The following is a 23,121-nucleotide window of genomic DNA, read 5'->3' on the forward strand; positions in this document are numbered from 1 at the left end:
CGGCCCGGGTTCAACCGTGAGGATTGCACTCGGCGTCAGCTACAGCGGCACTGCCTATGAGGGCTGGCAAAGCCAGCTCTCGGGCAACACGGTGCAAGACAAGCTGGAGCTGGCGTTGGCAAAGTTTGCCGCCCAGCCCATCCGCACCCTCTGCTGCGGGCGCACCGACGCCGGTGTGCACGCGCTGATGCAGGTCGTGCACTTCGACACTACCCTGCAGCGCGACATTGCCTCATGGGTGCGCGGTACCAATACTTTCTTGCCCAGCGACATTGCCGTTCAGTGGGCGCGCGAAGTTCCCGACGAGTTTCATTGCCGCGGCAGCGCCATTGCGCGCCGCTATGCCTATGTGGTGCTCGAATCACCCGTGCGCCCCAGCGTTGAAGCCGGGCGCGTCGGCTGGGTCTACCGGCCGCTGGACGGCGCCGCCATGCGGCAGGCCATCACCCACCTCATCGGCGAGCATGACTTCAGCTCCTTCCGGGCCGCGCAGTGCCAGGCCAAATCGCCCGTCAAAACCATCAGCCGGATCGATATTTCCGAGCGCGCCGGTACAGGCTCCAAATACTGGCGCTTTGAGTTCGAGGCCAATGCCTTTTTGCACCACATGATCCGCAACATCATGGGTTGCCTGGTAGCCGTGGGCCAGGGCAACTACCCACCCGGCTGGCTGGCCGAGGTGAGGGACGCCCGCAGCCGGGATGTCGCAGCGCCCACTTTTTCGCCGGATGGCCTGTATTTCCTGGGCCCCGTCTACGAAGACCACTATGGCCTCCCAAATCGCACAGCCGCCTATGATTGGCTTCCATGAAAATAGCCCCCACACTCCCCGCTGCGCGTGGTTCGTTGCCCCCCGAGGGGGCCGAATTCGCCTTGGGGCGGCCCGGCGGCGAATTACCCGCCACCCGCACCCGAATCAAGATCTGCGGCCTCACCCGTGAGGAAGACGTAGACGCAGCCGTGGCCGCCGGCGTCGATGCGGTCGGCTTTGTGATGTACGAGGCCAGCCCGCGATATGTGACGGCCGAGCGCGCCGGCGAGCTGGCCCGCCGCCTGCCGCCTTTTGTCACACCGGTGCTGCTCTTCGTCAACGCGCCCGCTACAAAAATCGTAGCTGCCTGCGCCCATGTACCAACGGCTTTGCTGCAATTTCACGGTGACGAGACGCCGCAAGCCTGCCTGGAGGCCGGCCGGCCCTTTATGCGGGCGGCACGCGTTCCACTGGATGAAAGCCCCACAGAAACCACGCCGGCGGCCCCTGTCCGCTTTGATCTCGTAAAATACGCTCAGGACTTCAAAGCCGCACAAGCCATCCTGCTCGACGCTCATATCGAAGGTTACGGCGGCGGCGGGAAAACATTCAATTGGTCACTTCTTCCTCCAAACGTCAACGCTCACCTCGTTTTGTCTGGTGGATTGACGCCTGCAAACGTGATCGATGGCATTTTGCAAGTCAGGCCGCGTTGCACAACGCTGGCCGTTGATGTCAGTTCCGGCGTCGAGATTTCCAAGGGAATCAAAAGCGCCGACAAGATCAACCAGTTTGTCGCGGCCGTGCGCGCCGCCGACGAACTCCTTGCAAAGAGTCCCAACCATGTACGAGTACCACCAGCCTGACGTTTCAGGCCATTTCGGAATTTACGGCGGCAGTTTTGTTTCAGAAACACTGACCCACGCCATCAACGAGCTCAAAGACGCTTACGCCAAATACCAGCACGACCCGGAGTTCCTCGCTGAATTCCATTCCGAGCTGGCGCATTTTGTAGGCCGTCCTTCCCCGATCTACCACGCCGCGCGCATGAGCCGTGAACAGGGCGGCGCGCAGATTTACCTCAAGCGCGAAGACCTGAACCACACCGGCGCGCACAAGATCAACAACACCATCGGGCAAGCCATGCTGGCGCGCCGCATGGGCAAGCCGCGCGTCATCGCCGAAACCGGCGCCGGCCAGCACGGCGTGGCCACCGCCACCATCTGCGCGCGCTACGGCCTCGAATGCGTGGTCTACATGGGCAGCGAAGACGTCAAGCGCCAAAGCCCCAACGTCTACCGCATGAACCTGCTGGGCGCCACCGTGGTGCCGGTCGAAAGCGGCAGCAAGACACTCAAAGACGCGCTCAACGAAGCCATGCGCGACTGGGTCGCCAACGTGGACAACACCTTCTACATCATCGGCACCGTGGCGGGCCCGCACCCCTACCCCATGATGGTTCGCGACTTCCAGAGCGTGATCGGCGCCGAATGCCTGCAGCAGATGCCGGAATTCATCGGCAACAAGCAGCCCGACGCGGTGATTGCCTGCGTGGGCGGCGGCAGCAATGCCATGGGCATCTTCCACCCCTATATCCAGCACGCCAAAACCCGCCTGATCGGCGTCGAGGCCGCCGGTGAAGGCCTGGACAGCGGCAAACACTCAGCGTCGCTGCAGCGGGGCCTGCCCGGCGTGCTGCACGGCAACCGCACCTATGTGCTGCAAAACGAGGACGGCCAGGTCACCGAGACGCACAGCATCAGCGCGGGTCTTGATTACCCTGGCGTCGGGCCCGAGCATGCATTCCTCAAGGACATCGGCCGCGCCGAATACGTCGGCATCACCGACACCGAGGCGCTGGAAGCCTTTCACTACCTGTGCCGCACCGAGGGCATCATCCCGGCGCTTGAATCCAGCCACGCGGTGGCCTGCGCCATGAAGATGGCCCGCAGCATGCGCCCGGACCAGAGCCTGCTCGTCAACCTCTCGGGCCGGGGCGACAAGGACATCGGCACCGTGGCTGACCTTTCAGGCGCCGATTTTTACGACCGGCCTTCGATGCGCGGCCTCTCCGTCAAGGGCGCAAGCAAGGAAACGTCATGAGCCGCATTGCCTCCACCTTCTCCACGCTGAAAAGCCACGGCCGCAAAGCCCTCATTCCCTATGTCACGGCGGGCTTTCCCTTTGCCGATGTCACCCCCGAGCTGATGCACAGCATGGTGGCCGGCGGCGCCGATGTGATCGAGCTGGGCGTGCCCTTTTCCGACCCCAGCGCCGACGGCCCCGTGATCCAGAAGGCCGGCGAAAAAGCCTTGTCTTTTGGCATAGGCCTGGCGCAGGTGCTGGAGATGGTGCGCCAGTTCCGCACCAAAGACAGCGCCACGCCCGTGGTGCTGATGGGCTACGCCAACCCGGTCGAGCGCTACGACATCAAGCACGGCGGCAGCAAAACCGAGAGCGCTTTCATCCGCGACGCCGCACAGGCCGGCGTGGACGGCGTGCTCATCGTCGACTACCCGCCTGAAGAATGCGTCGAATTTGCCGCCCGGCTGCGCGCCCATGGCATGGATTTGATCTTTTTGCTGGCCCCCACCAGCACCGACGCCCGCATGGCCCAGGTGGCGCAAGTCGCCAGCGGCTATGTGTACTACGTCTCGCTCAAGGGCGTCACAGGTGCCGGCACGCTGGACGTGGACGCCGTGGAAGCCATGCTGCCGCGCATCCGCAAGCACGTGAACGTACCGGTGGGCGTGGGCTTCGGCATCCGCGATGCCGCCACGGCCAAGGCCATCGGCAAGGTGGCCGATGCGGTGGTGATCGGCAGCAAGATCATCCAGCTGATTGAAAACCAGCCGCGTGACAAGGTAGCAGCGGTTGCGCATGATTTTTTGAGGGAAATCCGTACTGCTTTAGGCTGACTTTCGATGCCTCTTTTGCGGGGTGAAACCGGCGCATAATTGCGCTTTTCGCCCGGCAAAAGCCCAAAAGGCATTGAAGCGACAGGCGCCCAGGCGCTGCCCGATACACAAGGACTGACACACATGTCTTGGTTAGAAAAACTCCTCCCGCCCAAAATCAGCCCCACCGACCCGACCGAGCGCCGCAGCGTGCCCGAAGGCCTGTGGATCAAATGCCCCAGCTGCGAAGCCGTGCTCTACAAGACCGATCTGGAGAAAAACCAGAACGTCTGCCCGCAGTGCAGCCACCACCATCGCATAGGCGCCCGCGCCCGGCTGGACGCTTTTCTGGATCCGGAAGGCCGTTATGAACTGGGCCAGGAAGTGCTGCCCGTCGACGCCCTGAAGTTCAAGGACAGCCGCAAATACCCCGAACGCCTGAAAGAAGCGCTTGAGAACACCCAGGAAACCGACGCCCTGGTGGTGATGGGCGGCGCCGTGCACAGCATCGGTGTGGTGGTCGCCTGCTTTGAGTTCGACTTCATGGGCGGCAGCATGGGCAGCGTGGTGGGCGAGCGCTTTGTACGCGGCGTACACGCGGCCATCGAACAAAAAGTGCCTTTCATCTGCTTTACCGCCACCGGCGGCGCGCGCATGCAGGAAGGCCTGCTCAGCCTGATGCAGATGGCCAAAACCAATGCGGCCCTGACCCGCCTGGCCAAAAAGGGCCTGCCCTACATCAGCGTGCTGACCGACCCGACCATGGGCGGTGTGAGCGCCGGCTTTGCCTTTGTGGGCGACATCGTGATCGCCGAGCCCAAGGCCCTGATCGGCTTTGCCGGCCCGCGTGTGATCGAGTCCACCGTGCGCGTGACGCTGCCTGAAGGCTTCCAGCGCGCCGAGTTCCTGCAGACCAAAGGCGCGGTCGACCTGATCTGCGACCGCCGGGAACTACGCAAGACCGTGGCCAACTCCCTGGCCATGCTGCTGCGCCAGCCGGCCGATGCCGTCAGCTGAAATACCGGCGAATCCTGAAAAGACCTTCAAAAGCCCCTGAAGCAAGGCGTATTAGACGCACGAGAAGTTCACCGCTCGGGTCACATGGGATGATGTGGTTCACGGCACTCCAAAGCACGATGAGACCATGCCCGAAGCCTTGACGCTGAGCTCCCTTCCCCTCTTCCCGCTGGGTGCCGTCCTGTACCCCGGCGGCGTGCTGCCGCTGCGCATCTTTGAGGTCCGCTACCTCGACATGATCGGCAAATGCCACAAGGCTGGCGCGCCCTTCGGCGTGGTCTCGCTCACCGAAGGCTCCGAAGTGCGCCGGCCCGCCGATGCCGGCGTCCCCACGGGCGACGGGTTTGCCAACGAGGCCTTCAACACCGTGGGCACCCTGGCCACCATCACCGAGTTTTCCATCCCCCAGCCGGGCCTGATGGTCATCCGCTGCACCGGTGCGCAGCGCTTTGAAATCTCGCGCCGCGAAAAGCTCAAGCACGGCCTGTGGATTGCCGACGTCACGCGGCTCGAAGACGACCAGGCTGTCGCCATTCCGCCCGACCTGCAGGGCACTGCCGATGCGCTGGGCAGGCTGATCAAAAGCCTGCAGGTGCGCGACATACCCCAGGCCCAGATGCCGCTGCTGGCGCCCTACCGCCTGGACGATTGCGGCTGGGTGTCCAACCGCTGGTGCGAGCTGCTGCCGATTCCGCTGGAGCTTAAACAGCGCCTGATGGAACTGGACAACCCCCTGATGCGGCTGGAGCTGGTGAGCGACATCCTCGAGCGCACCGGCATCGCGCTTTAAAATCGGCAATTCGGCGCTTTTCAGGCCCCACCCCTGGTGGGCAAGGCGCCCGACACTTTTTCGACCTTTTCCGGAAACCTTGACCTTATGTCCAACGAGCCGAACACGCCCCCCGCCGCAGGCAGCGCCCCCCCCGTACCGCAAGACGACAACAAGTTGATCGCCGAGCGCCGCGAAAAGCTCAAGGTCTTGCGCCAGAACCAGGCAGACGGCAAAGGCGTGGCCTTCCCGAACGACTTCAAGCCGGCCGACCATGCGGGCAAGCTGCACGCCGCCCACGATGCCAAAGACGGTGAGGCGCTGGCCGCCGAAGCCATTCCCGCCAAGATCGCCGGCCGCATGATGCTCAAGCGTGTGATGGGCAAGGCGAGTTTTGCGACCCTGCAAGACAGCACCGGGCGCATCCAGATTTTCCTCACGCGCGACGAGATCGGTGAAGAACTCTACGCCGCGTTTAAACACTGGGACCTGGGCGACATCGTCGCGGCAGAAGGCAAGGTCTTCAAGACCAAAACCGGCGAGCTCTCCATCCACGCCACCAGCATCCGCCTGCTGACCAAAAGCCTGCGCCCCCTGCCGGGCGATTTTTACGGCATGGCCGACCAGGAGCAGAAATACCGCCAGCGTTATGTGGACCTGATCACCGACGAGCAGGCCCGCAAGCGCTTCACCGCCCGCAGCAAGGCCGTCAGCTCGATCCGCGAGTTCATGGTCAGTCACGACTTCCTCGAAGTCGAAACCCCGATGCTGCACCCCATCCCGGGCGGCGCCAACGCCAAGCCCTTCAAGACACACCACAACGCGCTGGACCAGGAGATGTTCCTGCGCATCGCGCCTGAGCTTTATCTCAAGCGCCTGATCGTCGGCGGATTTGACCGCGTCTTCGAGATCAACCGCAGCTATCGCAACGAAGGCATCTCGGTACGGCACAACCCCGAATTCACCATGATGGAGTTCTACGCGGCCTACTGGGACTACAACGACCTGATGGACTTCACCGAAGCGCTGATCCGCGATGCGGCGCAAAAGGCTGCGGGCACGCTGCAACTGAGCTACGGCGGCAAGGAAGAAAAAGTCGACCTCGCCAAACCCTTTGCGCGCCTCACGATCCGCGAAGCCATCCTCAAGCACACCGAAGCCGGCGAACATGTCGACGATGCCGTCTGGCTGACCAACGCGCTGCGCAAGCTGGGCATGAACGAGGAAAAAGACCGCCTCTCCACACGCTCGCTGGCCAGCCTGCAGGTGCTGTATTTCGAGGAGTTGGTCGAAGAAAAGCTCTGGCAGCCGACCTTCATCATGGAACACCCGACGGAGATTTCGCCGCTGGCCCGCGCCAACGACACCCGCCCTGAAGTCACCGAGCGCTTTGAGCTGTACATCACCGGCCGCGAGTTCGGCAACGGCTTCAGCGAGCTGAACGACGCCGAAGAGCAGGCCGCCCGCTTCAACGCGCAAGTGGCCGCCAAAGACAGCGGCGACGACGAAGCCATGTTTTATGACCACGACTTTGTGCGCGCCCTCGAATACGGCATGCCCCCCACCGGCGGCTGCGGCGTGGGCATTGACCGCCTGATGATGCTGCTGACCGATAGCGCCAGCATTCGTGACGTCATTCTCTTCCCCGCGCTGCGCCGCGAGGTCTGAAGCACGATCGGTGAGGCACTCGGCCTGAATCTCTCATGGCCAGTGTCGTCCCCTTGAAATACCTCGCCGGTTACCCGGACAACCTGCGGGTTCAGGTTCAGCAGTTGCTCGACCGGGGCCGGTTGGGCGAGGTACTGCTCGCCAAATACCCCCAGGCCCATGGCGTGCGAACCGACAAGGCCTTGTACGAGTACGTGATGGGCCTGAAGAACGACTTCCTGCGCAACTCGGAGCCGCTCTCCAAGGTCGCCTTCGACAGCAAACTCCATGTGATCGCCCATGCACTGGGTACGCACACGGCAGTCTCGCGCGTGCAGGGCAGCAAACTCAAAGCCAAACGCGAGATCCGCGTCGCCACCTTGTTCAAGGATGTGCCCGCGGAGTTTTTGCGCATGATCGCGGTGCATGAGCTGGCGCACATCAAGGAGAAGGCGCACGACAAGGCCTTCTACCAGCTGTGCACGCACATGGAGCCGCAGTACCACCAGTACGAATTTGATTTGCGGGTCTACCTCACACACATGGATGAGGTGGGAAAGCTGGAGTGGCCCGGGGCCGGTTAAAGCGGGGGCCGTATCATTGCCCAACACTGATCGCCACAGGAAGCCACAAGAAGGAGACAAGGCCATGCCCATCCGCTACCCCGCCCCGGAACTCAAAGACCTGCCCGACGACATCAAGGCCAAAGTCCTGGAGGTGCAGGAAAAAGCCGGCTTTGTGCCCAACGTGTTTTTGGCCCTGGCGCGCCGGCCCGCCGAGTGGCGCGCCTTCTTTGCTTACCACGATGCGCTGATGCTCAAGGAAGAAGGCTCCAACCCGAACGGCACGCTGACCAAGGGCGAACGCGAGATGATCGTCACCACCACCAGCGCGGCCAACAACTGCCTTTACTGCGTGGTGGCGCACGGCGCCATTCTGCGCATTTATGAAAAGAAGCCGCTGGTGGCCGACCAGGTGGCGGTGAATTACCGCAAGGCCGACATCACGCCGCGCCAGCGCGCCATGCTCGACTTTGCAATGAAGGTCTGCCTGCAGGCCGACCAGATCGAAGACGCCGACTTTGAAGCGCTGTACGGCCACGGCTTTGACGATGAAGACGCCTGGGATATCGCGGCGATCACGGCCTTCTTTGGCCTTTCCAACCGCATGGCCAGCTTCAGCAACATGCAGCCCAATCCCGAGTTCTATCTGATGGGCCGCGTGCCCAAGCCGCCCAAGCCCGCCTGACGGGTGCTGCTGGGCGTGATCAGGCCCTGATCACGCCCAGCACCATACGCACCAGCTCATCCTCAAATTCGGGCGTGCCCAGCAGCGGCGAATCTTCCAGCGAAGCGCTGCGGATTGCGCCCATTACCGCGCGCGTGGCCACAAACATCAACGCCGGCGTGGGCGCCCGCAAGGTCGGGTCGCCCAGCTGCGACAGCGCAAACGCATTGCGCTCGGAGGCCTCGCGCAGCGCCTGCGTGATGTTTTCATGGTGGTCCATGCGCCAGGCCAAGCGGATCATGGCGCGCTTGTGTTTGGGGCCGCTGCCGAAAGACTCGACCAATGTGTGCACCAGCTCGCGCACCGCCGAGTTGGCATCGCGGCGCTCCAGCACGGCACGCTTCATCAGCGCCTGAAGTTCATCCAGCACGCGCCGCCGCTCGCGGTTGATCATGGCCAGCAGGATGGCCTCTTTGCTGGGAAAGTACTGGTACAGCGTGCCGATCGAGAAGCCGGCTTTTTTGGCGACCTTGTTGGTCGTCAGGCCGGCCTCGCCTTCGCTTTCCACAATCTGAGCAGTGGCCTGAAAAATCGTCTCTATGGTGCGCTGGGCGCGGTCCTGCATGGGCAGTTTTCGCATGCTGTCAGAGGGGGAAGGGCCAGAAGGCGCGCCGGGCAGGGTCATGGTGTGAAAACTGAGCAATAGGCGAGTTGTGGGGCTGGACTCAAAACTGAATAATGCTCATTAACGGGTCTTTGTGCAAGGCCTGAATGCATACCGATGACACCCCTCGCTACATCCGCCGCAGTCTCTGACGCCACCACATCGGCCAGCCCTTCGGGCCTGACGGTGCGCAAACTGGAGCTGGACCTGAGCCAGGGCTTTGAGCGCCACTGGCACGGCGGGGATGCGTTCTTAAGCCAGTACCACAACGCGCTGTCTATGAGTTTTCCGGTCGGCGAGCAGTCTTTTATCGATGCGGTACGCGACTGCGCGAAGCTGCTGCCCCGCACACCCGAGCATGCACTGCTGCACGAAGCCGCCGCGCAGTTCATCGGCCAGGAGGCCACGCACCGCCATATCCATGGGCTCTACAACGCGCACCTTGAAAAGCAGGGCCTGGTCAACCGGTGGCAGCACTGGGCCACGGCGCGCATCGAGTTTGCGCATTCCAGAAACGTCAGCCCGCGCCATATGCTGGCCGTGACGGCCGCGTATGAACACCTCACCGCCGTGCTGGCGGACTTCATGCTGCGCCATGACACCACGCTGGACAAGGCCGAGCCGAAAATGCAGATGCTGTGGCGCTGGCACGCGGCCGAAGAAACCGAGCACCGCGCGGTGGCCTATGACCTCTACAACGCCATGCAGGGCAACTATGCGTGGCGCGTCCGCTGGTACATCTACGCCCTGCTGGTGTTTTCATTTGATTCGGGCCGGCAGACGGTGCTCAACCTCTGGCATGACGGCACGCTGTTCAAGCCCGGCACCTGGTGGGGTGCGCTGAAATACTTCTGGGGCCGCAACGGCGCCATCTGGCATGTGACCGGGCCCTTGCTGGCCTACTTCAGGCGCGACTTTCATCCGGACCAGGAGGCCTATACGGCGCCTGAACAGCAAACCCGGGGAATTGCCCAGCGCTGGCTGAAGGACAACGAAAAAAGCTTTCGCGTGGTGCGCTGAGGCTGCTCTGTTTTTCTCCCTCTCCCCCTGGGAGAGGGTTGGGGTGAGGGCTCAGCGGCGGATCAACATTCCGCCGCTCCATGCACAGGCCGCGACCCTCACCCCTGCCCTCTCCCAGAGGGCGAGGGAGCAAGAGATTTTTAGCGACTCTTACTCGACGATCTTGCGCATCCAGTCCGGCAAGGGCCTGGATTTCTGCGCCGGAAAGTCCACCCAGATGGTGGTGGCGCCGCCCGCAGCGCAGATCACGCCGGGCGCATCCACCCGCTCCATGGTCGCCCAGCTCTCAAAGGTGCTGCGGCCCGGGTCGCTCACATACATCTTCATCAGCACATCACCCGGGTATTCAAGCTGCTTGTAGAAGTTGCAAAAGGCGTTGACGATGACGGGGCCTTCGCCCTTGGGGTCGGGTTTGCAGCCGATGGCATACATCCAGTCGATGCGTATGGTTTCGAGGTAACGGAAGTAGCTGCCGTTGTTGAGATGACCCATGGCGTCCATGTCGCCCCAGCGGATGGGGATCACCATCTCGCGGACCAGCTTTTTCTTTTCGGGAATTTCGATTTTCATAATGAATGAATTACTTAGCGATGCGCCCTGATGGAAGCCAGAATGCCCAGCGTGAACAACACACAGGCGGTAAGTTGCACCAGCGTCGGCCAGCGGCCGTCCCAGGCAAAAGAATAGAGCAAGGCAAAAATCGTCTCGCTCACGATGAGCTGCCCGCACAGGCTGGCGCTGAGGCGCTGGCTGGCCATGTTCCACAAAATGGTGGCCAGCCAGGTGGAACCCACACCCGCGATCACGCAGAGCAGCACAAACATCCAGCGGTCCTCGCGCACGGCCAACACGTTGATGTCCGAGCCGGCCACCAGACACATCAGCAGCGCGCCCAGGCCGGTGGCCACGCCCAGCCAGTTGGCCCAATCGGTGGCATTGACTTCGGGGTGACGCTTGAGCCAGGCGGAGTTGACGATGGCAAACGCCGTCCAGCACACCAACGAAGCCGACACGAAGAGCATGCCGCGCCAGAAATGCGTGGCAGCGCCCTGCCCTGCCTCGTGCGTGGAGCCCATCATCAGCGCCAGCCCCGCCAGCGTGAGCGCCAGCCCCGGCAATAACGCGGCCCAGCGCAAACCCTGTGGCTTGCCCAGCAGCATCACCCAGATCGGGATGGTGCCAATCACCAATGAAGGCACTTCGGTGCCCGCATCGCGTATGGCCAGCACCAGCAGCAGGTAGTAGCCGCTAAAGCCCAGCACACTCATCACCAACGCGGCCCAGGCCTGGCGCAGCGTAGGCAGGCGGCGGCTGCGCATGCCGACCAGCATCACCAGCGCAGCCAGCACGCCGTATACGGCAAAGCGCCCCGCCGTGAGGTCAATCGACGAATAAGCACCCGGGCCCATCTCGACCATGCGCGGCGCAACAAACACCAGGCCCCACAGCGCTCCCGCCGCGAGGCCGGCCAGAATGCCCGTCAGCATGCGTCAGGCAACGTGCGCAGTGGCAACCAGGCGCAGGCCAAGCAAGCCCATGGCGCCCGCGGCCACGCGGTCGACCAGGGCCTTGCTGCGCAGATAGGCCGCGCGCGGCACGGTGGATGACAACACCAGCGCCACCACAGCGTACCAGCCCGTCTCCATCACCAGCACACCCGCCAGCACCAGCAGCGCGGCCGGCAGCGGAAACTGCGCAGGCAGCAAGGCCGCAAACACGCTGCTGTAGACCACCACAATTTTTGGGTTGCTCAGCTGCGTGACCAGGCCCAGGCGAAACGACTGCCACACCGTCTGGCGTGAAACACCCTCACCGGCAGCGCCCATCTCCAGCGGCTGGCGCGCACCGCGCCAGATATTGAAGGCCATCCACATCAGGTAAAGGCCGCCCACAATCTTCAAGGCCATGTAGACGCCAGGCAAAGCAGCCAGCAGCGCCTGCAAGCCAGCCAGCGCCAGCATGGCAAACACCAACGCGCCCAGGCCCATGCCGACCGCAGCAGCCAGACCATCTGCGCGCGAACGCGAGACGGCAATACGCGCCACCTGCACAAAACTGGGGCCAGGACTCACAACACCCGCAAGCAGCGCCAGAAGAATCAGGCCTATCGGGCCGAGGTAAGGCAATACAGACTCCAACATGTTCAAGTCTCCGAAATCAGGAAAGTAAAAACGGGAATGCGGGAAAGACGCGAAAAACGCGAAGAGCTAACTTTGCCACGCGCCGGCGTTTTCTGCAGGCCGCTGAATTGGCTCAGGCGCCGAAGCCGTCGTCGGCCGCAATCACGGCGCCATTGACAAAATGGCTCTCACCGCTGGCCAGCATGATGAGCAGGGCATCCAGGTCTTCCGGTTTGCCTACGCGCTTGCGCGGCAGCATCTGCACCAGCTTCTTGCCCTGCTCGGTTTCCCAGTGGTGGTGGTTGATCTCGGTGTCGATATAACCGGGGCAAATCGCATTGACGTTGATGCCGAACTTGCCCCACTCCAGCGCCATCGCCTTGGTCATCTGCACCACGGCGGCTTTGCTCATGCAATACACGCCGATTTGCGGCAACACGCGCAGCCCCGCCATCGATGCGATATTGATGATGCGCCCGCCGGCATAGCTGCCCGGCGCGGCGCCGCGTGAGCGGGCCAGCATGCGCTTGCCGACTTCCTGCGCCACAAAGAAGGCTCCCTTGACGTTGGTATTGAAGATGAAGTCGTAGTCTTCTTCGCCCACATCCTGAATGCGCTGCGTGGTGCTCACGCCCGAGTTATTGACGAGGATGTCGATGGGCCCGACTTCGGTTTCGGCATGCGCCACCCCGGCCTTGATGCTGGCGTGGTCGGTCACGTCGAGCTCCACCACATGCGCGTCGCCGCCTGCCGCTTCAATCTGCGCGCGCAGATCCTTGAGCTTGTCCAGCCGGCGGCTGGCCAGCACCACGGCCGCGCCTGCCTGGCTCAGCGTTTTGGCAAACTGCGCACCGAGCCCGCCCGATGCACCGGTCACGAGGGCGACACGCCCCGAGAGATCCAAGCTGTAAGCCATTAGAGGCTCCTCTCAATTAAAGCTGCACAAAAGAGAACGACCGTTCGCATCACTGCATTCGCGGCATAAAATCCAACGCGAGGCAGCAATCCTTCCTGAAAATCATTATCAGCGAGTCCCCCGATGAATACCCAAGAAATTCTGGCCCAGTTCGGCCCCCGCGAAGCGATGGAATATGACGTGGTCGTGGTGGGCGGAGGCCCGGGCGGCCTGGCCACCGCGATCCGCCTGAAACAACTCGCCGCCGAAAAGGGCACCGACATTTCTGTGGTGGCGCTTGAAAAAGGCTCCGAACCCGGCGCGCACATTCTCTCGGGCGCGGTGATGGACCCGAAGGCGCTGACTGAACTTATCCCCGACTGGAAAGCCCAGGGCGCGCCATTGAACCAGCCCGTCACCGCCGACGAAGTGCTTTTCCTGACCGAGAAGGGCACCATCAAGACCCCGGACTTTTTTGTGCCCGATTGCTTTCACAACGAAGGCAACTACGTCATCAGCCTGGGCAATGTGGTGCGCTGGCTGGCGCAGCAGGCCGAGGGCCTGGGCGTTGAAATCTTCCCGGGCTTTGCCGCGGCTGAAGTGCTCTACAACGACGACGGCTCCGTCAAAGGCGTGGCCACCGGCAACCTTGGCATCGGCAAAGACGGCCAGCCTACCGACAACTTCCAGCTCGGCATGGAGCTGCATGGCAAGTACACCGTGTTTGCCGAAGGCGCGCGCGGCCACTTGGGCCGCCAGCTGATCAACCGCTTCAAGCTCGACCAGGGTCGCGACCCGCAAGGCTACGCGCTGGGTGTGAAAGAGCTCTGGGAAATCGACCCGGCCAAACACAAGCCCGGCCTTGTCATCCACACCGCCGGCTGGCCCATGGACAGCCAGACCTACGGCGGCGGTTTTATGTACCACCTCGAGGACAACAAGGTCACGCTGGGCATGGTCACCGGCCTGGACTACAGCAACCCTTACCTCAGCCCCTTTGAAGAAATGCAGCGCTGGAAGACCCACCCCAGCATCAAGGCCTACCTTGAAGGCGGCAAGCGCCTGAGCTATGGCGCGCGCGCCATCACCGCCGGCGGCGCACTGAGCCTGCCCAAAACCGTGTTCCCGGGCGGCGCGCTGATCGGCTGCGAAGCCGGTTACCTCAATGCCGCCCGCATCAAAGGCAGCCATGCCGCCATCAAGAGCGGCATGCTGGCCGCCGAGGCCGCGTATGAGGCCGTCACCGCCGGCCGCCAGCACGACGAGCTGGCCGCCTACCCCGAGGCCTATGCCAAGAGCTGGCTTGCAGCAGAGCTCAACCAGTCGCGCAACTTCAAGTCCTGGTTCAAGAAAGGCCTCTACGTCGGCGCCTTCATGACCGGTATCGAGCACTGGCTGCTGCCCAAGCTGGGCATCAAGAGCCCGCCCTGGACGATTCACAACAGCACGCCCGATTACGCCAAGCTCAAGCCGGCTGCCGAATGCACGCCCATCGTGTACCCCAAGCCCGACAACAAGATCACCTTTGACCGCCTGAGCTCGGTGTTTGTCTCCAACACCAACCACGAAGAGCACCAGCCCGCGCACCTGACGCTGAAAGACGCGAGCGTGCCGGTCAACATCAACCTGGCCAAGTACGCCGGCCCTGAAAGCCGCTATTGCCCCGCCGGCGTGTATGAGTTCGTGAAGAACGCCGACAACACCGACCGCCTGCAGATCAACGCGCAGAACTGCGTGCACTGCAAGACCTGCGACATCAAGGACCCGACGCAAAACATCGTGTGGGTCACACCTGAAGGCGGCGGCGGGCCTAACTACGCAGGCATGTAAGCGCCGCCACCCAAAAAAACCAGCCCGGTTTTCGCCGGGCTTTTTTATGGCCGCAAAAGCCTTGCAAGGTGCAATGACGCGCGCCCGAGTCAGGGCGGTCTGCAGTCGCGCAAGCGCCACAACACACAAGCCTTACATCCTCACAAGGCTTCGCAACCTTTGTGACTTTCTGTCCGCACGTGCACGGCCAACGCGCACGGCACATGCGCTGCATACGCACGCCAGCAGGCGATTGCAGGTGATTAGCGCATCTCATTCACAAGTGCTTACCGAACGATTCGACACGCTTTAAGCCCTGTCTGACGCCATCCGACGCACGCATGCGGCTTACGCTGACATGCCCTTGCCGTGTGTCAAAAGACACTGCAATCAATCCTGGCAAACGGCGTTGTGCTTTGCACGCAGTCTTTCAGCAGCGGCCGCACCGGCCCTGCGGTGTCTGCTTCATCAACCGCTGCATGGCAGCTTTCTTCGCGACTAATTCATGACAAAAAACACCCCCAGCGTGCTGCTGACCGGCGGCGCAGGTTACATCGGCAGCCACACATTTGTGGCCTTGGTGGAGGCCGGCTACCAGCCGGTCATCCTCGACGATTTTTCCAACAGCCACCCTGCGGTGCTGCAGCGGCTTGAACAACTGACGGGCCGGCGCGTGCCTTGCGAAAAAGGCAATGTGCTGGACACCGCCTTTGTCGCCGATGTGCTGCGGCGCCACAGCTGCGTCGCCGCCGTGCACTTTGCCGGCTTCAAGGCGGTTGGCGAAAGCGTGCAGCAGCCGCTCATGTACTACCGCAACAATGTGAGCGGCCTGCTGAGCCTGCTGGAGGCCATGGCCACCACAGAGGCGTGCCGCTCGGTGGTGTTCTCTTCAAGCGCCACGGTGTACGGCGACCCCGCCAGCGTGCCGATTGACGAGCGCTTTCCCTGCGCGCCTGAAAGCCCCTATGCCCACAGCAAGCTGGTGTGCGAAGACATCCTGGCCTCGCTGCGCGCATCAAACCCGGCCTGGCGGACCGGCGTGCTGCGTTACTTCAACCCGGTGGGCGCGCACCCCAGCGGCCTGATCGGCGAGGACCCCAACGGCATTCCCAACAACCTGATGCCGTTTGTCACCCAGGTGGCCGTAGGCAAACGCGCGCGCCTGCAGGTCTTCGGCAGCGACTACACCACGCCCGACGGCACCGGCGTGCGCGATTATCTGCATGTGGTCGACCTGGCCGCGGGCCATGTGGCCGCGGTGCACGCCCTGCTGGGCAAGGGGCAAAGCTTTACCGTCAACCTGGGCACCGGCGCAGGCACCAGTGTGTTGGGCGTGGTGCGCGCTTTTGAGCGCGCGAGCGGGCGGCCCGTACCGTTTGAGTTCGCGCCCCGGCGGGCCGGCGACGTGGCGCAGTATTTCGCCGACGTCTCGCTGGCCGGCAGCCTGCTCGGCTGGCGCGCCACGCACACCATCGACGATATGTGCCGCGACGCCTGGCACTGGCAGCAACGCAACCCCGACGGCTACCGCACCGTTGCTTCGACCGCCCCCGCAATACACGCCCCGGCGCCTGTGCGCAATAGCCCGAACGGCCCCATCCGGCCGGCCGTCAGCGTGTGATTCAACTTGCAATACAAGCAGCGCAGCATGGCCACAAAAACACATTTGCTTTCGCAGCACAAAGCGGGCCATGAGCCGTTTGGACTATTGCCGATTGCTGCACCGCACAACAAACTCATCTCCTAGCTTTGACAGAGGAGAAATTCATGCTTAAACCCTTGCCTAAAGCCCTGTTTTCAGCCGCCCTGCTGGCCTCTTTGGCTTGCATGCCGGCCTCTTACGCACAAGCCCCTTCAACTCCCGCCGTGAAGGCCGCGGCAGCCGACAACACCACACGCATGAAGCTGGAGCCCGGCGCCGACACCGTCAAGGTGCGGGCGGTCTACAGCCCCAATGTGCGCCCCAACCCGCCCTCCGCCGATGAGTTTGATTCCAGCGAATCCGGCTGGCGCTCATACGGCATGCTGCTGGCCACGCTGGTGCTCATGGGCGTGATCGCCGTGCGGCGCTACAAGGCGGAAAGGCACTGAGCGTGAGCGGACTCGGCCGGCCTGGCGTTGCGGCGGTCAAATGGAGTGCGGCTTCCACGGCCGCGCGCTTTGCGCTGCAACTGATGGCCCAGGTCGTGCTGGCCCGCACGCTGGGGCCGGATATTTTTGGTGTCTTTGCCATCGGCATGGTGGTGCTGACCTTTGCGACCTTTGTCTCGGGTTTCGGTTTCAGCTGGAGCCTGCTGCAGCGCCAGACCCTGCATGACGACGACGTGCGCTTTGCCTGGACCTGGCAGCTCATCGTGGGCCTGGCCACCATGCTGGCGGTGTACCTGCTGGCGCCTTTGCTGGCCGTTTATTTTCGTGAGCCGCGGGCAGAGGCCGTCATTCAATGGCTCTCACTCGCCTGCCTGCTGAGCGCGGCTGCCGCGCCCGCCACCTATTTGCTGCAACGCGACCTCAACTTCCGCGCGGTCGGGCTGGTGCAGGTGGGCAGCTATGCCGCGGGTTATATCGCCGTCGGCCTGCCGATGGCGTTGATGGGCCAGGGCGAAGCCTCGCTGGTCGCGGCCTGGCTGGTCCAGGCAGCTGTGCAGCTGGCGGCCAGCTACGCGCTCAAACCGCATGCGGTGCGCCCGCTCTTTTGGTATGCCGATGCACGCTCGGCCGTCGGCACCGGGCATACCGTGTTCTTCACCAACATCGTCAACTGGTTGCTCAACAACCTGGACCGCGTGCTGATCGGCCGCCTGCTCAATGCACAGGCGCTGGGCCTTTACAACGTGGCCTACAACCTGGCCACCATGCCCAATACCTTGCTGCTGGGCGCGCTGCAACCGGCTTTCCTGGCGGCGGGCGCCCGCCTGCAAGACGACCTGCCCCGGCTGGGCCGCGCCTATTTGCAGATGCTGGCCACCATCGTGGTGCTGGGCCTGCCGGCCTTTGTGACGCTGGCCTTTGTTTCGCGCGACATCGTGCGCGTGCTGTACGGGCCGGCCTGGGCCGACGCGGCCTGGGTGCTGGGCACGCTGTTCCTCTGCATGCCGGCCTATGTCATCTGGGGTTTGTCGACGCCGGTGCTGTGGAACACCGGGCGCAAACATTACGAGTTCCTGTTGCAACTGCCGCTGGTCGTTGTGGGCGCGGCCGCTTTTTACCTGCTGGCGGGCAAAGGCATTCATGTGGCTGCGGCCGTCGCCGGTGGGCTGCTGGTGCTGCGCGCGGCCGTTATCGCTATCGCAGCCTTCCGTGCGCTGAACCTTCGCGCGATGGCCCTGCTGCCGGACGCCCTGCGCGGGCTGCTGCTGAGTGCGCTCTGCGTCGCGGGCGTTGTGGCTGCGCAGCATGCGACGGCGCGCTTTGACATGCCCCTGCTATCGCTGGCAACCAGTTCAATGGCAGCCGTGTTGCTGCCGGGCCTGTTGCTGATCCTGCGGCCGCAACTGCTGGGACAGGATGCGTCCGACATGGCGATCCGCTTTGTGCCCGGCCTGGCAAAGTTCCTGCGCCGCCCCGCTGCGCCTTCTACTGCACTCGCCGCCTCGCTGGGCGAACAACGCCCTTAAGGCCCTCACCATGGAGCAAACCGTCGTCATTTCAGTCCTGGTCGCCGGCGCCATTCTGGCGGCGCTCACGGCGGCGCTGGGCATGGCCGGTGCGGTGCATGTCACCTCACGCCGCGCACAGGGCTATATGCACCTGATCTTCTACGCCATCCTGCTGATGGTGGCCATGGCCAACTTCCTGTCGGGCCGCGACCTTTCCAGCAGCAACACCAATTTCGACGAAGTGGTGGTGCTGGTGCGCCATCCGCTGGTGTCCCTGATGCAGCCGCTGGCTTCATTGCTGCTGCTCACACTGGCCGGCGAGCGCCTCATCACGCACTGGATACGCCGCGACAAGAGCGCGCACGCGCCATCCGCACTGCTGGTGGTTTTTATCCTTTTCTGGGGTGGCACGGTGGCAGCCCCCGCCCTGCTGGGCGCGCACCCACACCTGTCGCACGACTATGTGTACCCGCTGGTGATTGGCTTTGCCGCCGTGCTGGCCACCGCCTCCGAGCGCGACCTGGCCTTTGGCGCGACACGCAATGCCCTGCTGCTCTTCATGCTGGCAGGCTTGCTGCTCGTTCCCTTCAAGCCCAGCCTGGTGCTGGACGCCTCCTACACCCAGGGCTTGCTGCCGGGCGTGCCGCGCCTGGCGGGCCTGGCGCCGCACGCCGTGTCGCTGGGCATGCTGGCGCAGCTGGGTTTGCTGTGCCTGCTGGCGCGGCCCTTCCAGCGCGTGTGGCTGAACCGCCTGGCCTGGGCTGTGGGCTTGCTGGTGCTGTTCCTTGCGCAGTCCAAAACGGCGTGGATTTCGTTCGCACTGTGCTCCGCCTGCATTCTTGTCGTGCGCCAGGGGCCCGGCTTTATGCGCCGTGTGGGTGACCCGGTGCGGCCGGAGTTCGGCATCGTCACGCTGCTGGTCTTTATGGCGGCCGTTGCAGGCTTTGCCGCCTTGCTGATGTTCGGCGAGATCGATGCGCGCCTGAGCAGCTTCTTCGACAGCGCCCAGGGCGCGCAGCTCGCGTCCATGACGGGGCGCGACCAGATCTGGGCGATTGCCTACGACGAATGGCAGCGCAACCCGGTGTTCGGCTACGGGCCGACCTTGTGGGACGCGAGCTTTCGCGAAGCCATCGGCATGCCCAACGCCACCCATGCGCACAACCAGTTCATGGACACGCTCTCGCGTTCGGGAACCGTGGGCGCCGCGGCCCTGGTGCTGTATGCGCTGGTGTTGCTGGTGCTGTCCCTGCGCTATGCCCGCGCCAGCGGCGGCCTTTCGCTGGCGCTGTTTGTGGCGCTCACGCTGCGCGCCATCAGCGAAGTACCGCTGCTGCTCTTCGGCTACGGCCCTGAACTCATCGCCCACGTGTTGCTGCTGATGACGCTGGCCGCCGCTGCGCGTGAAGCCCGCGCGCGCAAACGCCTGCCGGACCCCGTACCGCCGGCCCACCGCACCGAGCCCACCTTTAGCAGAGACCCTCAACCTCCCCTGGCCACCGCCCGGGTCAGCCCATGAAGTTTTCCATCGTCATTCCGCTTTACAACAAGGCGCCTTACATCAGCGGCACCATCAACTCCGTGCTGGCGCAGACCTGGACGGACTTCGAGATCATCGTGGTGGACGACGGCTCCACCGACGGCGGCGCCGAACTGGTGGACCTGATGACCGACCCGCGCCTGCGCCTGGTGCGCCAGGCCAATGCCGGCGTCTCTGCCGCGCGCAACCACGGCATTGCACTGGCACGCGGCGAGTGGGTGGCCTTTCTGGATGCCGACGACTGGCATCACCCCAACTACCTGGCCACGCTGGCATGGGCGCAGATACGCTACCCCGAAGCCGACACCGTGGCCACCGACTACCTGCCGGTGCCCGACACACCGGCAATGTGGCCGCCAAGCTGGCCGGAGATGCCGGCAGGCCCCGAGATTGAACTGGTCACCGACCTGCCGCGGCGCTGGATGGCCTCACCCACCCTGTGCACCAGCGCCGTGTCGGTGCGCACGGCGCGGCTGCGCCGGATGCAGCCCTGCTTTCCACCCGGCGAGTCGCACGGCGAAGACCTGGACCTGTGGTTTCGCCTGGCGGAGCAGGCGCCGGTGGCGCTGGCCCACACACCGCTGATGGCTTACCGGCTCGCGGTGGAAGGCAGCCTCACTAGCGGCCATGCCGCGCGGGCCATGCCGCCCTTTCTGGAACGCATGCGGCGGCGTGCGCTGGCGGGCGCCATGCCGTCCCTGCAACGCAGCTCGGCGCTGTGGCTGGTGGCCCAGCACCAGATCACACTCGCACGCCTGGCGCTGGCCGCAGGCGCGCGCGGCGAGGGCTGGGCCTGGCTGATGAAAGCGCGCCGCGCGGCCATTGGAAAACGCTGGTGGATGACGGCCGCCATGGCGCTCCTGATGCCGGGCCCGCTGGTCAGGAACTGGCAGGCGTGGCGTCTGCGCCGCACTACGCCCGCCGCCAGCGTCAGCACCAGCCCCGCCGAGGCAAGATAAAAATGAACCCGATACCGTTTGGCAAAACACTCCCCCCCTTCGAGCCTGCGCGACCGTCCTTGCCGGCCGCGTCTGCCTGCCGCGTCTCCGTGATCATCAAGGCGCTCAATGAAGAGCAGCGCATAGCGTCCACGGTAGAAAGCGCGCTGCGAGCCGTCGCCGGCGTTGGCGGCGAAGTGATCCTCGCGGACTCCTGCTCCAGCGACCGCACGGTCGAGCTCGCCACCGCCTACCCGATACGCATCGTCCAGCTGGCCCATCCGGAAGAGCGCTGCTGCGGCGCCGGCCCCCAGCTGGGCTACCAGCATTCGCGCGGCGACTTTGTCTACATCCTCGACGGCGACATGCAGATGCAGCCAGGCTTTCTGGAGCAGGCGCTGGCCTTTCTGGACACGCACGCCGACGTCGCCGGCGTGGGCGGCCGCGTGGTGGAGCAAAACACCGAGAGCCTGGAATACATGGCCCGCGGTGAACGCGCCTCACCGCACCTGCGGCCCGGCAACGTCGACAGGCTGGACGGCGGCGGGCTGTACCGGCGCAGCGCCATCGAGGCGGCTGGCTACTTCTCGGACCGCAACCTGCACAGCTATGAAGAGTTCGACCTGGCGATACGCCTGCGCGCGCTGGGCTGGCGCCTGTGGCGCCTGCCGGTCGACGCGGCCAACCATTTCGGCCACGATGCGCCGCCCTACCGTCTGCTGGTGCGGCGCTGGCGCACGCGCTACATCTGCGGCCTAGGCGAGCTGGTGCGCGCCGCGGCGGGCCAGCCGCGCCTGCCGCTGGCGCTGCAAGGCCTGCGTGAGCTGCGCATTTACCTGGCCGTGCTGCTTTGGTGGGTGGTGCTGGCCAGCGTTGCGCTGTGGCCGGTCGCGGCATCCTGGCGGCTGGCTTTTTTCTGCGCCATCGCCAGCGCGCCCGTGCTGCTGATGACCTGGCGCAAGCGCTCCATCACCAAGGCGCTGTATGCCGTGGTGTCCTGGTGCTTTAACGCCGCCGGCCTGCTGCGCGGCCTGCTGCACCGCCAGCGCCCCGCGCGAGAGGCCATCGCCAGCAAAGTCATCCAGGAGCCGGCCGGCGCACTGCTTCAGCCGGCGCTTCAACCGGCGCAGGAGGCTATCCATTGAAGGGCGCGACGCAGCAATTCACCGGTGTGCAGATCCTGCGCTTTGCCGCGGCCATGCTGGTGGTGGTGATGCACATCACCCAGGCCATCTCCATGCACATCAGCGGCACAGGGCCCAGCCACTACTGGGCGAACGGCTCCGCCGGCGTGGACATCTTTTTTGTGATCAGCGGCTTTGTGATGGCCATGTCGACCGCCTCGCTGCCCTTGGGCGGGCCGGCGCGCCCCTCGCTGCTCAATGCCGCCTGGGTCTTCATGCGCAGGCGCCTCATCAGGATCGCGCCGCTTTACTGGTTCTACACCCTGCTCAAGGTGGCCCTGCTGCTGGCCATGCCGGCGCTGGCCGCGCGCTCGTCGGTGGAGCCGGGGCATCTTGCCGCATCGCTGCTTTTTATCCCCGCCATGAGCCCCTGGGGCCTGGTGCAACCCACGCTGCCGGTCGGCTGGACGCTGAATTTTGAAATGCTGTTTTATGCGGTGTTCGCCGTGGCGATTGCATTGGGAGCACCGCGCATCCGCTTTTGCCTGGCCGCCTTCGCGCTGGTGTTCCTGGGCAGCTTCCTGTTCCCGGACCCAGTGGCGCTGAATTTTTACGCGCAGACCATCGTGTTCGAGTTCATCCTGGGTGTCTGCATTGCCCATGCTTTTTTGCGCTACCGGCATGCATCGCCGCTGGTGGGCCTGGCCGTGATGGCGGCAGGCGCCATATTTATGTTCGCGCCCGACTGGGGGCATACGGCCGACCGCTTCGCCACCTGGGGTTGCGGCGCCGCGCTGGTGGTGCTGGGTGCGGTCTGGATGGAACCCTGGACGCTGCGCGCACCGCTGGCTTCGCGCCTGTCCTTCCTGGGCGACGCGTCGTATTCGATTTACCTGTCGCACACCTTTGTGGTGCCGGCCGGCGTGATGGCGCTCAAGCGCCTGGGCGTGCAGGACAGCCTGGCCATTGTGCTGGCCGTGGGCCTGGCCGTGGTGGTGGCGGGTTGCCTGTCTTATGTGTGGCTGGAGCGGCCCATGACCACCTTCTTCAAGCGCGCCTTCTCCGGCGCGCCCAAGCTCTCTTACCAAAATCCGGGAAAGTAAA

Annotated in this window: 23 protein-coding genes; 18 read left to right on the forward strand and 5 right to left on the reverse strand. The window is 64.1% G+C overall.

Annotated features, from left to right (window positions below):
• Nucleotides 1-16 precede the first annotated feature (16 nt).
• From truA to BM408_RS18180, 9 genes are all read left to right on the forward strand, one after another.
• The gene (gene truA, locus BM408_RS18140) at nucleotides 17-811 is read left to right on the forward strand and encodes a tRNA pseudouridine(38-40) synthase TruA (protein ID WP_092131605.1); all 795 of its coding nucleotides are present in this window, start codon (nucleotides 17-19) and stop codon (nucleotides 809-811) included.
• Complete coding sequence (locus BM408_RS18145; RefSeq protein ID WP_371327028.1) at nucleotides 799-1,617, forward strand: phosphoribosylanthranilate isomerase; 819 nt, start codon at nucleotides 799-801, stop codon at nucleotides 1,615-1,617. Before truA ends, BM408_RS18145 begins: the two co-directional genes overlap by 13 nt.
• The gene (trpB, locus tag BM408_RS18150) at nucleotides 1,595-2,854 is read left to right on the forward strand and encodes a tryptophan synthase subunit beta (RefSeq protein WP_092131609.1); all 1,260 of its coding nucleotides are present in this window, start codon (nucleotides 1,595-1,597) and stop codon (nucleotides 2,852-2,854) included. Before BM408_RS18145 ends, trpB begins: the two co-directional genes overlap by 23 nt.
• Entirely contained in the window at nucleotides 2,851-3,669 is an 819-nt protein-coding gene (gene trpA / locus BM408_RS18155) for a tryptophan synthase subunit alpha (protein ID WP_092131610.1), read from the forward strand. The genes trpB and trpA overlap by 4 nt, the downstream gene beginning before the upstream one ends.
• Before the next feature lie 123 nt (nucleotides 3,670-3,792).
• A complete protein-coding gene (gene accD / locus BM408_RS18160; RefSeq protein WP_092131730.1) occupies nucleotides 3,793-4,665 on the forward strand; it encodes an acetyl-CoA carboxylase, carboxyltransferase subunit beta in 873 nt (290 codons plus the stop codon).
• 127 nt (nucleotides 4,666-4,792) lie between these two features.
• Nucleotides 4,793-5,455, forward strand: coding sequence for an LON peptidase substrate-binding domain-containing protein (locus BM408_RS18165; protein WP_092131612.1), 663 nt, complete (start codon nucleotides 4,793-4,795; stop codon nucleotides 5,453-5,455).
• 87 nt (nucleotides 5,456-5,542) lie between these two features.
• Nucleotides 5,543-7,102, forward strand: a complete 1,560-nt coding sequence (gene lysS, locus BM408_RS18170) for a lysine--tRNA ligase (protein ID WP_092131732.1) — start codon at nucleotides 5,543-5,545, stop codon at nucleotides 7,100-7,102.
• Nucleotides 7,103-7,137: 35 nt separating this feature from the next.
• Nucleotides 7,138-7,665 (forward strand): YgjP-like metallopeptidase domain-containing protein, encoded by a 528-nt coding sequence (locus tag BM408_RS18175; RefSeq protein ID WP_092131614.1) that lies wholly within the window; start codon nucleotides 7,138-7,140, stop codon nucleotides 7,663-7,665.
• A gap of 64 nt (nucleotides 7,666-7,729) precedes the next feature.
• Nucleotides 7,730-8,329 (forward strand): peroxidase-related enzyme, encoded by a 600-nt coding sequence (locus BM408_RS18180; RefSeq protein WP_092131616.1) that lies wholly within the window; start codon nucleotides 7,730-7,732, stop codon nucleotides 8,327-8,329.
• Nucleotides 8,330-8,348: 19 nt separating this feature from the next.
• Here BM408_RS18180 and BM408_RS18185 read toward each other — a convergent pair whose 3' ends face one another.
• Nucleotides 8,349-8,948 carry a TetR/AcrR family transcriptional regulator gene (locus BM408_RS18185; protein ID WP_254774868.1) on the reverse strand — a complete coding sequence of 200 codons (600 nt, stop codon included), beginning with the start codon at nucleotides 8,946-8,948 and terminating at the stop codon, nucleotides 8,349-8,351.
• Between the two features lie 141 nt (nucleotides 8,949-9,089).
• Here BM408_RS18185 and BM408_RS18190 point away from each other — a divergent pair, with 141 nt between their 5' ends.
• Nucleotides 9,090-9,992 (forward strand): metal-dependent hydrolase, encoded by a 903-nt coding sequence (locus tag BM408_RS18190; protein WP_092131619.1) that lies wholly within the window; start codon nucleotides 9,090-9,092, stop codon nucleotides 9,990-9,992.
• A 150-nt stretch (nucleotides 9,993-10,142) separates the two neighbouring features.
• Here BM408_RS18190 and BM408_RS18195 read toward each other — a convergent pair whose 3' ends face one another.
• The 4 genes from BM408_RS18195 to BM408_RS18210 form a co-directional block, all read right to left on the reverse strand.
• Nucleotides 10,143-10,562 carry an acyl-CoA thioesterase gene (locus BM408_RS18195; protein WP_092131621.1) on the reverse strand — a complete coding sequence of 140 codons (420 nt, stop codon included), beginning with the start codon at nucleotides 10,560-10,562 and terminating at the stop codon, nucleotides 10,143-10,145.
• Nucleotides 10,563-10,576: 14 nt separating this feature from the next.
• Entirely contained in the window at nucleotides 10,577-11,479 is a 903-nt protein-coding gene (locus BM408_RS18200) for a DMT family transporter (protein WP_092131622.1), read from the reverse strand.
• Between the two features lie 3 nt (nucleotides 11,480-11,482).
• Complete coding sequence (locus BM408_RS18205; RefSeq protein ID WP_092131624.1) at nucleotides 11,483-12,133, reverse strand: LysE family translocator; 651 nt, start codon at nucleotides 12,131-12,133, stop codon at nucleotides 11,483-11,485.
• Nucleotides 12,134-12,245: 112 nt separating this feature from the next.
• Nucleotides 12,246-13,028 carry an SDR family oxidoreductase gene (locus BM408_RS18210; RefSeq protein ID WP_092131626.1) on the reverse strand — a complete coding sequence of 261 codons (783 nt, stop codon included), beginning with the start codon at nucleotides 13,026-13,028 and terminating at the stop codon, nucleotides 12,246-12,248.
• Between the two features lie 123 nt (nucleotides 13,029-13,151).
• Between BM408_RS18210 and BM408_RS18215 the strand changes: the two genes are divergently transcribed.
• From BM408_RS18215 to BM408_RS18250, 8 genes are all read left to right on the forward strand, one after another.
• Nucleotides 13,152-14,837 carry an electron transfer flavoprotein-ubiquinone oxidoreductase gene (locus BM408_RS18215; RefSeq protein ID WP_092131627.1) on the forward strand — a complete coding sequence of 562 codons (1,686 nt, stop codon included), beginning with the start codon at nucleotides 13,152-13,154 and terminating at the stop codon, nucleotides 14,835-14,837.
• A gap of 484 nt (nucleotides 14,838-15,321) precedes the next feature.
• A complete protein-coding gene (gene galE, locus BM408_RS18220) occupies nucleotides 15,322-16,437 on the forward strand; it encodes a UDP-glucose 4-epimerase GalE (RefSeq protein ID WP_092131629.1) in 1,116 nt (371 codons plus the stop codon).
• Between the two features lie 146 nt (nucleotides 16,438-16,583).
• Entirely contained in the window at nucleotides 16,584-16,907 is a 324-nt protein-coding gene (locus BM408_RS18225; RefSeq protein WP_092131631.1) for a hypothetical protein, read from the forward strand.
• Between the two features lie 2 nt (nucleotides 16,908-16,909).
• On the forward strand, nucleotides 16,910-18,433 hold the full coding sequence (locus BM408_RS18230; RefSeq protein WP_092131632.1) for a lipopolysaccharide biosynthesis protein: 1,524 nt from the start codon (nucleotides 16,910-16,912) through the stop codon (nucleotides 18,431-18,433).
• Between the two features lie 10 nt (nucleotides 18,434-18,443).
• Nucleotides 18,444-19,934 carry an O-antigen ligase family protein gene (locus BM408_RS18235; protein WP_254774869.1) on the forward strand — a complete coding sequence of 497 codons (1,491 nt, stop codon included), beginning with the start codon at nucleotides 18,444-18,446 and terminating at the stop codon, nucleotides 19,932-19,934.
• Nucleotides 19,931-20,914: a glycosyltransferase family 2 protein gene (locus BM408_RS18240; protein ID WP_092131634.1), complete on the forward strand. Its 984-nt coding sequence runs from the start codon at nucleotides 19,931-19,933 to the stop codon at nucleotides 20,912-20,914. Before BM408_RS18235 ends, BM408_RS18240 begins: the two co-directional genes overlap by 4 nt.
• A 2-nt stretch (nucleotides 20,915-20,916) precedes the next feature.
• Complete coding sequence (locus BM408_RS18245; RefSeq protein WP_092131635.1) at nucleotides 20,917-22,038, forward strand: glycosyltransferase family 2 protein; 1,122 nt, start codon at nucleotides 20,917-20,919, stop codon at nucleotides 22,036-22,038.
• Nucleotides 22,035-23,120: an acyltransferase family protein gene (locus BM408_RS18250; protein ID WP_092131637.1), complete on the forward strand. Its 1,086-nt coding sequence runs from the start codon at nucleotides 22,035-22,037 to the stop codon at nucleotides 23,118-23,120. The genes BM408_RS18245 and BM408_RS18250 overlap by 4 nt, the downstream gene beginning before the upstream one ends.
• The last annotated feature ends 1 nt before the right edge of the window (nucleotide 23,121 follow it).

This window comes from Polaromonas sp. YR568 (assembly GCF_900116715.1).
Classification (GTDB): domain Bacteria; phylum Pseudomonadota; class Gammaproteobacteria; order Burkholderiales; family Burkholderiaceae_C; genus Polaromonas.